Source organism: Pseudomonas peli, assembly GCF_050563605.1.
GTDB classification, from domain to species: domain Bacteria; phylum Pseudomonadota; class Gammaproteobacteria; order Pseudomonadales; family Pseudomonadaceae; genus Aquipseudomonas; species Aquipseudomonas peli_A.
In genome coordinates, this window is record NZ_JBNXUH010000002.1 from 380123 (window position 1) to 392631 (window position 12509).

At 59.5% G+C, this 12509-nt stretch carries 10 protein-coding genes; 5 read left to right on the forward strand and 5 right to left on the reverse strand.

Annotated elements, in window-relative coordinates:
• Nucleotides 1-33: 33 nt before the first annotated feature.
• The 3 genes from ACQ4LH_RS04060 to ACQ4LH_RS04070 all read right to left on the reverse strand — a co-directional run bounded on the left by ACQ4LH_RS04060 (nucleotide 34) and on the right by ACQ4LH_RS04070 (nucleotide 4149).
• Nucleotides 34-822: an alpha/beta hydrolase gene (locus ACQ4LH_RS04060; RefSeq protein ID WP_430696039.1), complete on the reverse strand. Its 789-nt coding sequence runs from the start codon at nucleotides 820-822 to the stop codon at nucleotides 34-36.
• Between the two features lie 74 nt (nucleotides 823-896).
• Nucleotides 897-2279, reverse strand: coding sequence for a cysteine--tRNA ligase (cysS, locus tag ACQ4LH_RS04065; RefSeq protein ID WP_430696040.1), 1383 nt, complete (start codon nucleotides 2277-2279; stop codon nucleotides 897-899).
• 205 nt (nucleotides 2280-2484) lie between these two features.
• Nucleotides 2485-4149: a glutamine--tRNA ligase/YqeY domain fusion protein gene (locus ACQ4LH_RS04070; RefSeq protein ID WP_430696041.1), complete on the reverse strand. Its 1665-nt coding sequence runs from the start codon at nucleotides 4147-4149 to the stop codon at nucleotides 2485-2487.
• Between the two features lie 163 nt (nucleotides 4150-4312).
• Between ACQ4LH_RS04070 and ACQ4LH_RS04075 the strand changes: the two genes are divergently transcribed.
• Both ACQ4LH_RS04075 and lpxH read left to right on the forward strand, forming a co-directional pair.
• Nucleotides 4313-4807 (forward strand): peptidylprolyl isomerase, encoded by a 495-nt coding sequence (locus tag ACQ4LH_RS04075; protein WP_304867762.1) that lies wholly within the window; start codon nucleotides 4313-4315, stop codon nucleotides 4805-4807.
• On the forward strand, nucleotides 4804-5523 hold the full coding sequence (gene lpxH, locus ACQ4LH_RS04080) for a UDP-2,3-diacylglucosamine diphosphatase (RefSeq protein WP_430696042.1): 720 nt from the start codon (nucleotides 4804-4806) through the stop codon (nucleotides 5521-5523). The genes ACQ4LH_RS04075 and lpxH overlap by 4 nt, the downstream gene beginning before the upstream one ends.
• Nucleotides 5524-5535: 12 nt before the next feature.
• Here the strand turns inward: lpxH and ACQ4LH_RS04085 are convergent, their stop codons facing one another.
• The gene (locus tag ACQ4LH_RS04085; RefSeq protein WP_430696043.1) at nucleotides 5536-6141 is read right to left on the reverse strand and encodes a tRNA-(ms[2]io[6]A)-hydroxylase; all 606 of its coding nucleotides are present in this window, start codon (nucleotides 6139-6141) and stop codon (nucleotides 5536-5538) included.
• 249 nt (nucleotides 6142-6390) lie between these two features.
• Between ACQ4LH_RS04085 and ACQ4LH_RS04090 the strand changes: the two genes are divergently transcribed.
• Nucleotides 6391-7254, forward strand: coding sequence for a universal stress protein (locus tag ACQ4LH_RS04090; RefSeq protein WP_430696044.1), 864 nt, complete (start codon nucleotides 6391-6393; stop codon nucleotides 7252-7254).
• Between the two features lie 61 nt (nucleotides 7255-7315).
• Here ACQ4LH_RS04090 and ACQ4LH_RS04095 read toward each other — a convergent pair whose 3' ends face one another.
• The gene (locus tag ACQ4LH_RS04095; protein ID WP_275962601.1) at nucleotides 7316-7792 is read right to left on the reverse strand and encodes a DUF1289 domain-containing protein; all 477 of its coding nucleotides are present in this window, start codon (nucleotides 7790-7792) and stop codon (nucleotides 7316-7318) included.
• Nucleotides 7793-8198: 406 nt separating this feature from the next.
• Between ACQ4LH_RS04095 and acnB the strand changes: the two genes are divergently transcribed.
• Nucleotides 8199-10808, forward strand: a complete 2610-nt coding sequence (gene acnB, locus ACQ4LH_RS04100) for a bifunctional aconitate hydratase 2/2-methylisocitrate dehydratase (protein WP_430696143.1) — start codon at nucleotides 8199-8201, stop codon at nucleotides 10806-10808.
• Nucleotides 10809-11311: 503 nt separating this feature from the next.
• Nucleotides 11312-12508: a CmpA/NrtA family ABC transporter substrate-binding protein gene (locus ACQ4LH_RS04105; protein WP_430696045.1), complete on the forward strand. Its 1197-nt coding sequence runs from the start codon at nucleotides 11312-11314 to the stop codon at nucleotides 12506-12508.
• The last annotated feature ends 1 nt before the right edge of the window (nucleotide 12509 follow it).

Consider the following 12509-nt stretch of genomic DNA (forward strand, 5'->3'; position numbering starts at 1 on the left):
AAGTCAAGCAAGGCCAAGGCAGGCGAGCACCCGTTAGCCCTTACATAAACCGCCTTTAAGTAGCGCCAAGTATTCCGGGCGTTGCGATAACGAGTTATGCCCCGCTGCCGGAATAACCTTGAGTGCAGCCACACCCGGGGTGAAATGGCTGAACAGCGCATCGGTGCTGGCGCGCGGGATGACCTGATCCTGCTCCGCCGCGATCAACAGCGTTGGCACACGAATCTGCTGGGCATACTTCCAGGACTCGAATTTGTCCTTAAGCAGCCACTGCACAGGGATATACGGGAACCGGCTCTGCGCCAGTTCCTGGATGCTGTTGTAAGGCGTAATCAGAACCAAACGGGCTGCCGGCCGCTGACTGGCAAGGCGCACCGCCACGCCAGAACCCAAACTGCGCCCCACCACCACAGTGCAGGGGTGCTGGGCATAAACCTGGTCAAACAAGGCGAGCGCATCGGCTTGAATAGCCTCTTCTGCGGGCGAGCCGCTGCTTCCGCCGTAGCCTCGATAATGCAGCAGGTAGAGCGCATGGTCGCTGAAGACCTGGGAAAACTCGGGCAGATTGAGGGAAACGTCCTCGCCGTTGCCGCCGAAATAGATCAGGGCATTGCGCCCCTCAAGTGGCCGGGTGGAAACCAGCACTTTGGCATCCTCTATGGGCAGCTTGAGCAGCGTGTTGGGATTATCGATAGCGCGGGGCTGCGGGAAGTAGATAAGCGAGCGCTGGAACACCAGCAAAGCAACGCAGAGCAGCACATACAAGGCCGCCGCCCAGAGCAGAAACGCAAGCAAGGTTCGCGATAGACGACTGACGTGCATTGAGTCTTCCTCTGTCTCTATAGCCGCAAATAAACAAGCCGCTCGAAAGCGGCCTGTTTAATCCAACGCCTGCCTTACTCAGCCAAACGCCAGGTAGTGCCACCCTTGCCGTCTTCCAGCACCACGCCCATGGCGGTGATCTGGTCGCGGATACGGTCGGACTCGCCCCAGTTCTTCTCAGCGCGAGCCTGCAGTCGCGCGGCAATCAAGGCTTCAACTTCGGCAGCATCAACCTTGCCGGCAGCGCCTGCCTGCAGGAACGCCTCAGGCTCAAGCTGCAATACACCCAGCACCCCGGCCAGTTCCTTCAGACGCGCCGCCAGACCGGCAGCAGCCTGCAGATCACTGTCACGCAGGCGATTGATCTCACGGGCAAGTTCGAACAGCACGGCGCAGGCTTCTGGCGAGTTGAAATCATCGTCCATGGCCGCAGCAAAGCGCTCGACAAAGGCTTCGCCGCCAACAGGCGCAGCCGCCGGCAGGCCTTTGAGCGCGTTATAGAAGCGCTCAAGCGCGCCCTTGGCTTCACGCAGGCTGTCTTCGGAGTAGTTGATCGGGCTGCGGTAGTGGCTAGACACCAGCAGGTAGCGCACCACTTCCGGGTGATACTTTTCCAGCACCTCACGAATGGTGAAGAAGTTGCCCAGGGACTTGGACATCTTCTCGCCATCCACACGCACCGCGCCGGCGTGCATCCAGGCATTGGCGTAGAGCTTGCCGGTGGCCGCCTCGCTCTGCGCGATCTCGTTTTCATGGTGCGGGAACACCAGATCCGGCCCGCCGCCATGAATGTCGAAGGTCTCGCCCAGGCAGCAGGTCGACATTACCGAGCATTCGATATGCCAGCCCGGACGGCCCTCGCCCCACGGCGATTCCCAGCTCGGCTCACCCGGCTTGACTCCTTTCCACAGCACGAAGTCCAGCGGGTCCTGCTTGGCCTCATCGACTTCGATACGTGCGCCGATCTTCAGATCTTCGATCTTCTTACGCGACAGTTTGCCGTAACCGACGAACTTGCCAACGCGGTAATACACGTCGCCATTGCCAGGCGCGTAGGCAAAGCCCTTGTCGATCAGGGTCCGGATCATCTGGTGCATGCCGGCGATATGACCGGTGGCACGTGGCTCCTGATCGGGACGCAGCACATTCAGGCGCGCCTCGTCTTCGTGCATGGCCGCAATCATGCGCTCGACCAGCGCTTCGAACGGCTCTCCGTTGTCATTGGCGCGCTTGATGATCTTGTCGTCGATGTCGGTGATATTGCGCACATAGGTCACGTCATAGCCGCGATGGCGCAGCCAGCGAGTCACCACATCGAACGCCACCATCACCCGCGCATGACCGATATGACAGAAGTCGTAAACCGTCATGCCGCACACATACATGCGCACCTGGTTACCCACCAGCGGTTTGAAGACGTCTTTGCTTTTGGTCAGCGTGTTGTAGATCGAGAGCATTGCAGTTCCTTGAAAACCACGGGCCGGCGTACCAGCCCGGTTTTAATCAGAGCGACTGAGCGATAGAGCCTGTTTCGGATCTCGCGAGCTAGAGCGAGACAAGGCAAAAATGGCCGAGGAAGCGGAGTTTACTAGCTGTAAATGAGCATTCCGAGGCCATTTTTAACGCAGTATCGCCGACACGCAGCAGATCCGAGACAGGCTCTTAGGCCCAGGAATCGCGCAGCGTTACGGTACGGTTAAACACCGGCGCACCCGGCTTGCTGTCCTTGATATCGGCGCAGAAGTAGCCTTCGCGCTCGAACTGGAAGCGTTCTTCCGGTGCGGCATCGGCCAGCGATGGCTCGGCGCGACAGCCCTTGAGCACTACCAACGAATCCGGGTTGATATTGTCGAGGAAGCTGCCGCCCTCTTCGTCCTTCTCCGGGTTGGCGGAGCGGAACAGACGGTCGTACAGACGCACTTCGCACTCGACGCTTTCAGCCGCCGGCACCCAGTGAATCACGCCTTTGACCTTGCGGCCTTCAGGGTTCTTGCCCAGGGTATTTTCGTCGTAGCTGCAACGCAGTTCGACGATATTGCCAGCGGCATCCTTGATCGCTTCGTCGGCGCGGATCACGTAGCTGCCGCGCAGACGCGCTTCGCCACCAGGAACCAGGCGCTTGAAGCCGTCCGGCGGGGTTTCTTCGAAGTCGCCAGCGTCGATATAGATCTCGCGGCTGAACGGCAGCACACGCACGCCCATGTCCTGCTTCGGATGACGCGGCAGTTCCAGATTCTCGACCTGACCTTCCGGATAATTGGTGATCACCACTTTCAACGGCTTGAGCACGCACATGGCGCGGCCCGCGTTGGCATCCAGGTCATCACGGATGGCGAACTCGAGCATGCCCACATCAACCACACCGCCGGCGCGGTTGACGCCGATCATGTCGCAGAAGGTACGGATCGACGCAGGCGTGTAGCCACGGCGGCGGAAGCCGGACAGGGTCGACATGCGCGGGTCGTCCCAACCATTAACGTGGTTTTCGTCGACCAACTGCTTGAGCTTGCGCTTGCTGGTGATGGTGTAGTTGAGATTCAGCCGAGCGAATTCGTACTGACGCGGCTGCGCTGGTACCGGCAGTTGCGCGAGGAACCACTCGTATAGCGGACGGTGGTCTTCGAACTCCAGGGTGCAGATCGAGTGAGTGATGCCTTCGATGGCGTCCGACTGACCATGGGTAAAGTCATAGCTCGGGTAGATGCACCACTTATCGCCCGTCTGATGGTGATGAGCGTGGCGGATGCGGTAGAGGATCGGATCACGCAGGTTGATGTTCGGCGAGGTCATATCGATCTTCGCGCGCAGCGAACGAGCGCCATCGGCGAATTCGCCGGCTTTCATCCGGGCGAACAGATCAAGGTTCTCTTCAACGCTGCGCTCACGAAACGGGCTGTTCTTGCCCGGCTCGGTGAGGTTGCCGCGGTAGGCGCGCATTTCTTCGGCGTTCAGGTCGCAGACAAAGGCCTTGCCCGCCTTGATCAGCTCAATGGCCCAGGCATGCAGCTGGTCGAAATAATTGGAGGCATAACGCTCCTCGCCAGCCCACTGAAAACCCAGCCACTGCACGTCGCTCTTGATCGCGTCGATGTATTCCTGGTCTTCCTTGGCCGGGTTGGTGTCGTCAAAGCGCAGGTTGCACTCGCCACCAAACTCCTTGGCCAGGCCGAAGTTCAGGCAGATCGACTTGGCGTGACCAATATGCAGGTAGCCATTGGGCTCCGGCGGAAAACGGGTGATGATTTTCGCGTGCTTGCCGGCATCCAGATCGGCCTGGACGATGGGACGAAGAAAGTTAGCGGCGGCGACAGTTTCTGGCTTGCTCATGGGGTCCTTGATCATGCAGGTGCGCGGCGTAGGGTAGGCCGACTAAAACAAAGCGCTTATCATAGCCGAAGCTGTCAACCCCCTGACAGGCCCAAGAACCGCTGCAACGCCCTTTGCTGGAAATTCAGCGGCTCACGGATTTATCGACAGAGCGATTACCTACATGATCAAGCTGCACACCAACCACGGCGTTATCACCCTCAACCTGTTCGAAGACAAAGCCCCGGAAACCGTGGCCAACTTCAAGCAGTACGTTCAAGAAGGTCATTACGACAACACCGTTTTCCACCGCGTGATCAGCAACTTCATGATCCAGGGCGGCGGTTTCGAGCCGGGCATGAAGCAGAAAACCACCCGCGCACCGATCAAGAACGAAGCCAACAACGGCGTCGCCAACAAGATCGGTACCGTGGCCATGGCCCGTACCATGGAGCCGCATTCGGCCTCCGCGCAGTTCTTTATCAACGTTGGCGACAACAGCTTCCTCAACCACAGCGCGCCGACCGTACAAGGCTGGGGCTATGCGGTGTTTGGTGAAGTGGTTGAAGGCATGGACGTGGTCAACGCCATTAAGGCCGTTGCCACCACCAGCAAATCCGGCCACCAGGATGTACCGGTTGATGACGTGATCATTGAGCGCGCCGAGATCGTTGAGTGATCCTACTGATCTCCGATCTGCATCTTGAACAGGAGCGCCCGGACATCAGCCGGGCGTTTCTGCATTTTCTCGAAACCCGCGCGGCTCAGGCCCAGGCGCTGTATATCCTGGGTGACTTCTTCGAAGTGTGGATCGGCGACGACGCCATCAGCCCCTTTCAACGCTCGATTGCCCAGGCCCTGCGCCAACTCAGTGAGCGCGGCACACGCATCTACCTGATGCATGGCAATCGCGACTTTCTCCTCGGCAAGGCCTTCTGCCGTGAAGCCAGCTGCACCTTGCTGCCCGATCCCTGCGTGATCGAACTGAATGGCGAACGCGTGCTGCTGATGCACGGCGACAGTCTGTGCACCCAGGACATCGGCTATATGAAGCTGCGCCGCTGGCTACGCAACCCGATTTCGCTGTTTATCCTACGCAACCTGCCGCTGAGCACCCGACAAAAACTGGCGCGCAAGCTGCGTAATGAAAGCCGCACGCAAACACGGATGAAAGCCAGCGAGATTGTCGACGTCACCCCGGATGAAGTGCCGCGCATCATGGCTAAGCACGACGTACGCACGCTGATTCACGGCCACACCCATCGCCCCGCCAACCATCAACTACAAATCAACGGCCAGGCGGCGCAGCGCATTGTGCTTGGCGACTGGGACAAGCAGGGTTGGGCACTGCAGGTCGACAAACAGGGCTTTAATCAGGCGCCCTTTACCCTTTAAGCCACCAGAGGTTCAAAGCGGTGGCACACCGCTGTGAAAGCGCATCTCGGTATCTGGCGACTCGATCAGTTCCTGCTCCGCCACCCTCACCCGCTCGATGGCCTGATTGACGTCGCGTTCATCGCCGTACTGATAGGCAAGCTTCAGGTAGTTCTGAAAGTGCCGCGCCTCGCTCTTCAGCAAGCCGAAGTAAAACTTGCCCAGTTCTTCATCCAGATGCGGCACCAAGGCCTCGAAGCGTTCACAGCTGCGCGCTTCGATAAAGGCGCCGACCACCAGGGTATCCACCAGTTTGTGCGGCTCATGGGTACGCACCACCTTACGCAAGCCTGAGGCGTAGCGCGCCGCCGATACCGGGCGCAGGCCGATCTTGCGGCGTTTCATGATGCGCAGCACCTGCTCATGGTGCACCAGCTCCTCACGGGCCAGGCGCGACATGGCGTTGAGCAGGTCGACATAGGTGCTGTACTTGGCCATCAGGCTCAAGGCCGTGCTGGCGGCCTTGAATTCGCAGTTCTTGTGGTCAATCAGCAGGGTCTGCTGGTCAGCCAAGGCGGCAGTGATCCAGGCATCCGGCGTACGGCAGCCGAGAAACTCGTGAATTTCCGGCAGGTTCATCGGCGCGTCTCCGTAACCAGACGGCGATATGCCAACAGACAAGGGGCAGAACAACGCAGCAGATCATCGGTTGCGGCTAACAGATACATAAATTCACAAAACCAGGCAGGCGGGAGTGGTAAGGCTAGAGCGTGGCCATTATACGAATGAGCGCGCGAACAGCCACTCGATTGACGCCGATCAAGCAGCAAGCCAGTGGCAGCGATCTATAGTGATAAACAGTACAACTGACTGCACATGGAGATGATCATGCAAGCTATTCGCAGCATTCTGGTGGTGATGGAGCCCAATCACACGGAAGACCTGGCCCTCAAACGCGCCAAGCTGATTGCCGGCGTCACTCAATCGCACCTGCACCTGCTGGTATGCGACAAGAAAAGTGATCACACCGGTTACCTGCGCGACCTTACCGGCCTGCTCAACAGCGAAGGGTTCAGCACCTCCAGCCAACAAGCCTGGGATGAAAACCAGCACCAGACCATCATCAATGTGCAGCAGGCCGAAGGCTGCGGCCTGGTGATCAAGCAGCACTTCCCCGACAACCCACTGAAAAAGGCCCTGCTCACCCCCGATGACTGGAAGTTGCTGCGTTACTGCCCAGCGCCAGTGCTGATGGTGAAAACCGAAAAATCCTGGGCGGGCACCGCGATTCTGGCGGCGGTCGATGTGGGTAACGCCGACAGCGAGCACCGCACCCTGCACACCAGCATCGTCAGCCATGGCTTTGATATTGCAGCCCTGGCCAAGGCAGAGCTGCATGTGATCAGCGCTCACCCTGCACCCATGCTTTCGGCTGCCGACCCGACTTTCCAGCTCAAGGAAACCATAGAGGCGCGCTACCGCGAGCAATGCAAGGCGTTCCAGGCCGAGTACGAGATCAGCGATGAGCGTCTGCATATCGCCGAAGGCCCAGCCGATGTCTTGATCCCGCAGACCGCCCATCGACTCAACGCCGGCGTCACGGTAATCGGCACCGTAGCGCGCACCGGTATTTCCGGCGCGCTGATCGGCAATACCGCCGAGGTGATTCTCGATTCCCTTGAAAGCGACATCCTGGTGCTTAAGCCAGACGACATTATCGCCCACCTGGAAGAGCTGGTCGCCCAGCGCTAACCCTTCTGCCCGCAACAAAAAAGCCGCCTAACCAGGCGGCTTTTTCATTTGAAAGATGGGTTCAGACTCTTATCTCAAGCCCTTCGAGCAGAAAACGCGGCGCGATATAGCGCTCGTAGTGCGCCTCGGACAGCAGAAAGAACTCGCGATCAATCGCATCGCGCAATTCCGGCAGGCCCCAGTCGCGAAACTCCGGCAACAGCACCATGCCATAGGCATTCAACTGGCTGATCACCCGCGCACCACGGGCAATCAGCTGATAAGCCCAGCAGTAAGGTGATTGTTGCGGGACAAAACGGATCTTGCGCTGTTCCAGCTGCATACGCAGGCGATCGGCATCGAAAACTTCCAGTTTGGCTGCCATCACCTGGACCAACAGCACCTCCAGGCGCAGCCACACGGCGCGTTTTTCCTCGTCGTTATAGCCGTTCCAGTTGATCACCTCATGGTGGAAGCGTTTGCAGCCACGGCAAACCAAATCGCCGTAAACAGTGGAGCACAGGCCGACACAAGGGGTTTTGATGCGTTGGTTGGACATAACGAAAGGCATGGGTACTGGCGGACAGGCTGGCATCTTAGCCCTTTGTCTAAGGCAGATCACCCCCAGATAAACAGGGCCTTTGGCTTAACTTTTTCAAAGCTTTCCAGTAGAATCGGCCGGCCTTTTAGAGGCAGCAACGTCCGTTGGAAGCTGTTTTCAAAGCGTCACGAGCACAGTCAATCCTGCAGGTTCGATGTTGGTGCCGACCCTTGAGCCACCCTTCAAGTGTCTGCACCAGCCCTCATCCAGCCCGTCCTGCCGGCGTAAAACTTTGAAAACAGCTTCTGCAAGAAAGCAGCGCAACCTCGGCTGAGCGGCCCATAAAGCCACGAAGCGCCTGGTTTGTTGCTTTCTGGATCGCGTCCCGGACAACCCTTTGGGACCACTGATGAGGGTAATAACTGTGCTTGAAGCCTATCGCAAACATGTAGCAGAGCGTGCCGCTCAGGGTATCGTGCCCCAGCCGCTGAACGCCGAACAAACCGCAGGCCTGATCGAGCTGCTGAAAAACCCGCCAGCCGGCGAAGAAGCTGTTCTTCTCGACCTGATCACCAACCGCGTGCCGCCAGGCGTCGACGAAGCCGCCTACGTCAAGGCCGGTTTCCTCTCTGCCCTTGCCAAAGGCGAAGTCACTTCCCCACTGATCAGCAAGCAACACGCTGTTGAACTGCTCGGTACCATGCAAGGCGGTTACAACATCGCCACCCTGGTTGAGCTGCTCGACGACAGCGAACTGGCTGCCGTGACTGCCGAGCAACTGAAGCACACCCTGCTGATGTTCGACGCCTTCCACGACGTCGCTGAAAAAGCCAAGAACGGCAACGTTCACGCCAAAGGCGTACTGCAATCCTGGGCTGACGGCGAGTGGTTCAAGAACCGCCCGACTCTGGCCGACAAGATCAGCCTGCGCGTGTTCAAGGTGACTGGCGAAACCAACACCGACGACCTGTCCCCGGCTCCAGACGCCTGGTCGCGTCCGGATATCCCGCTGCACGCCCTGGCCATGCTGAAAATGGCACGTGACGGCATCGTGCCGGACGAGCAAGGCGTAACCGGCCCGATGAAGCAGATCGAAGTCATGCGCGGCCAAGGTTTCCCGATTGCCTACGTCGGTGACGTAGTCGGTACCGGCTCCTCGCGTAAATCCGCCACCAACTCGGTGCTGTGGTTCTTCGGCGACGACATCCCTAACGTGCCGAACAAGCGCGCTGGTGGTTTCTGCTTCGGCAGCAAAATTGCCCCGATCTTCTACAACACCATGGAAGATGCCGGCGCTCTGCCAATCGAATTCGACGTTTCCAACATGCACATGGGCGACGTGATCGACCTGTACCCGCATGCTGGCAAAGTCTGCAAGCACGGCACCGACGAAGTACTGACCACCTTCGAAATGAAGACCCCAGTACTGCTCGACGAAGTCCGCGCTGGCGGCCGTATCCCGCTGATCATCGGTCGCGGTCTGACCGAGAAAGCGCGCGCCGAACTGGGCCTGGGCCCAACCGACCTGTTCAAGCTGCCTGAACCTCCAGCTGCCAGCACCAAGGGTTTCACCCTGGCGCAGAAGATGGTCGGCAAGGCCTGCGGCCTGCCGGAAGGCAAAGGCGTGCGTCCTGGCACCTATTGCGAACCGAAGATGACCACCGTCGGCTCCCAGGACACCACTGGCCCGATGACCCGCGACGAGCTGAAAGACCTGGCTTGCCTGGGCTTCTCCGCTGACCTGGTCATGCAGTCGTTCTGCCACACCGCCGCTTATCCGAAGCCAATCGACGTCACCACCCACCACACCCTGCCGGATTTCATCCGCACCCGTGGCGGCGTGTCCCTGCGTCCTGGCGACGGCATCATCCACAGCTGGCTGAACCGCATGCTGCTGCCGGACACCGTCGGCACCGGTGGTGACTCGCACACCCGCTTCCCAATCGGCATCTCCTTCCCGGCCGGTTCTGGCCTGGTCGCCTTCGCCGCTGCCACTGGCGTAATGCCGCTGGACATGCCGGAGTCGGTACTGGTGCGCTTCAAGGGCAAACTGCAACCAGGCATCACCCTGCGCGACCTGGTGCATGCCATCCCTTACGTGGCCATCCAGAAAGGCCTGCTGACCGTCGAGAAGAAAGGCAAGAAGAACATCTTCTCCGGCCGCATCCTCGAGATCGAAGGTCTGGACGAGCTGACCGTTGAACAGGCCTTCGAGCTGTCCGACGCCTCTGCCGAGCGTTCCGCTGCCGGTTGCACCATCAAGCTGCCAGAAAAGGCTATCGCCGAATACCTGCGCTCGAACATCACCCTGCTGCGCTGGATGATCAGCGAAGGCTACGGCGATGCCCGCACCATGGAACGTCGCGCCCAAGCGATGGAAGCCTGGTTGGCCGATCCGAAGCTGATGGAAGCCGACAAGGACGCCGAGTACGCCGAAATCATCGAAATCGACCTGGCCGAGATCAACGAGCCGGTTCTCTGCGCCCCGAACGACCCAGACGACGCTCGTCTGCTGTCCTCCGTTCAGGGTGAGAAAATCGACGAAGTGTTTATCGGTTCGTGCATGACCAACATCGGTCACTTCCGCGCTGCCGGTAAGTTGCTGGAGAAAGTCGAAGGCACCCTGCCGACTCGTCTGTGGCTGTCGCCGCCGACCAAGATGGACCAGCATCAGCTGACCGAAGAAGGCTACTACGGCATCTACGGCAAAGCCGGCGCGCGCATGGAAATGCCGGGCTGCTCGCTGTGCATGGGTAACCAGGCACGCGTTGAGGCGAACTCCACCGTGGTTTCGACCTCCACCCGTAACTTCCCCAACCGTCTGGGCGATGGTGCCAACGTCTACCTGGCTTCGGCCGAGCTGGCGGCTGTTGCAGCCATCACCGGCAAGCTGCCGACAGTTGAGGAATACATGGTCTACGCGAAGAAAATCGACACCATGGCAGCGGACGTTTACCGCTACCTGAGTTTCGACCAGATCGCCGAGTTCCGTGAAGCTGCTGCAAACGCCCAGATCCCTGCTATTCAGGTCTAAGCGTTACCCGCAACAAGAAAGCCCCGCCTAGTGCGGGGCTTTTTCTTTCTGCCAGGCTTGCTAAAAAACGCCATACAACTACTGTTGGGATGTGGATGCACAATGCACCACAAAACATCTGGAGAGACTTATGAAGCAATTGATTATTGCCGCACTCTGCGTAATCGGCCTGGCTGGCTGCAGCAGTGGACAAATCGTAAGTACCCCCGACGGGCAAGTGCTGACCAGCGGTAGCTAAAGTCACATGCAACAAGTCTCTCAAGCGTCGCTCAGGAAAATGCGGTAACGCGAATCCTGAACTGCTCCAAAACAAACCCCGCCATGGCGGGGTTTGTTTTGCCTGAAGCACACCAATCAGCACTGGCACATGCATTGCTATGTATCAGGAAGCAAAGCCTTTCCAACGGCGGAAACGGCTGAAATAGACAATGGTGTCGTTCTGATCGCAGACTGAAGTCGGCGTTTGGTACGGCACCTTTTTGTGTGGGCACAGGAAACGCACCATGAATGAGCACGACATCAGCCGCAGCGATACACCGGAAAAACCGGTACTGAATATCGGCTTTATGGCCCTCACAGACGCCGCATCGGTCATCGTGGCCGCCACCCAGGGCTTCGCCGAGAAGCATGGTCTGACCCTCAACCTGCAGCGCCAGGCCTCCTGGGCCACCTTGCGCGACAAGCTGCTGAGTGGCGAACTGGACGCAGCCCATAGCCTCTACGGCCTGATCTATGGCGTGCAGCTGGGCCTGGGCGGTGCGCCAGCCACCGATATGGCGGTGCTGATGGGTCTGAACCAGAACGGCCAGAGCATCAATCTATCGCCCGCCTTGCAGGCCGCTGGCGTGAGCACTGGCAGCGCATTGGCGCAACGCGCGCACCAGACTGGCGCAAAACTGACCTTCGCCCAGACCTTCCCCACCGGCACCCACGCCATGTGGCTGAATTACTGGCTGGCCAGCCAGGGCATTCACCCGCTCAGCGATGTCGACAGCGTCGTCGTGCCACCACCGCAGATGCTCGCGCACCTCAAGGCCCGGCGTATCGACGGCTTCTGCGTCGGCGAGCCCTGGAGCGCCCAGGCAGTGGATGAACAGATGGGCTGCACCCTGACCACCAGCCAGGCGATCTGGCCCGATCACCCGGAGAAAGTCCTGGGTTGCACCCGTGAGTTTGCCGAACAGCACCCCAACAGCGCCCGCGCCCTGATCATGGCGGTGCTGGAGGCCAGCCGGTTTATCGATGAGAGCGAGGAAAACCAGCGCAGCACGGCGCAACTGCTCAGCGGCAGCGAGTATGTCGATGCGCCGCTGTCGGCGATCCAGCCGCGCTTCCTCGGCCAGTATCAGGACGGCCTCGGCCACGCCTGGCAAGACGCCCATCCACTGCGTTTTCATGCGCACGGCGCGGTCAACCAGCCCTACCTGTCCGACGGCATGTGGTTTATGACCCAGTTCCGCCGCTGGGGCCTGCTGCGCGAAGATCCGGACTACCTGGCTATTGCCAGCCAGGTGCAGCAACTCGACCTCTACCGCCAGGCTGCCGAAGCGCTCGGCATCGACATACCAAGCGACATGCGCAGCAGCCAGTTGCTTGATGGCCAGATCTGGGACGGCAGCGACCCAGCCGGCTACGCACGCAGCTTTGCCCTGCACACCCTGGCCGATGCATCCATCGGCGCCCAACAGGAGAGTCGCTAAC

What these genes read in the sequence shown, in the direction of transcription:
- ACQ4LH_RS04075 (WP_304867762.1), top strand. Translation starts at nt 4,313, where the DNA reads ATGATCAAGCTGCACACCAACCACGGCGTTATCACCCTCAACCTGTTC.
- ACQ4LH_RS04085 (WP_430696043.1), bottom strand. Translation starts at nt 6,141, where the DNA reads ATGAACCTGCCGGAAATTCACGAGTTTCTCGGCTGCCGTACGCCGGAT.
- ACQ4LH_RS04070 (WP_430696041.1), bottom strand. Translation starts at nt 4,149, where the DNA reads ATGAGCAAGCCAGAAACTGTCGCCGCCGCTAACTTTCTTCGTCCCATC.
- ACQ4LH_RS04060 (WP_430696039.1), bottom strand. Translation starts at nt 822, where the DNA reads ATGCACGTCAGTCGTCTATCGCGAACCTTGCTTGCGTTTCTGCTCTGG.
- ACQ4LH_RS04095 (WP_275962601.1), bottom strand. Translation starts at nt 7,792, where the DNA reads ATGTCCAACCAACGCATCAAAACCCCTTGTGTCGGCCTGTGCTCCACT.
- cysS (WP_430696040.1), bottom strand. Translation starts at nt 2,279, where the DNA reads ATGCTCTCGATCTACAACACGCTGACCAAAAGCAAAGACGTCTTCAAA.
- ACQ4LH_RS04105 (WP_430696045.1), top strand. Translation starts at nt 11,312, where the DNA reads ATGAATGAGCACGACATCAGCCGCAGCGATACACCGGAAAAACCGGTA.
- ACQ4LH_RS04090 (WP_430696044.1), top strand. Translation starts at nt 6,391, where the DNA reads ATGCAAGCTATTCGCAGCATTCTGGTGGTGATGGAGCCCAATCACACG.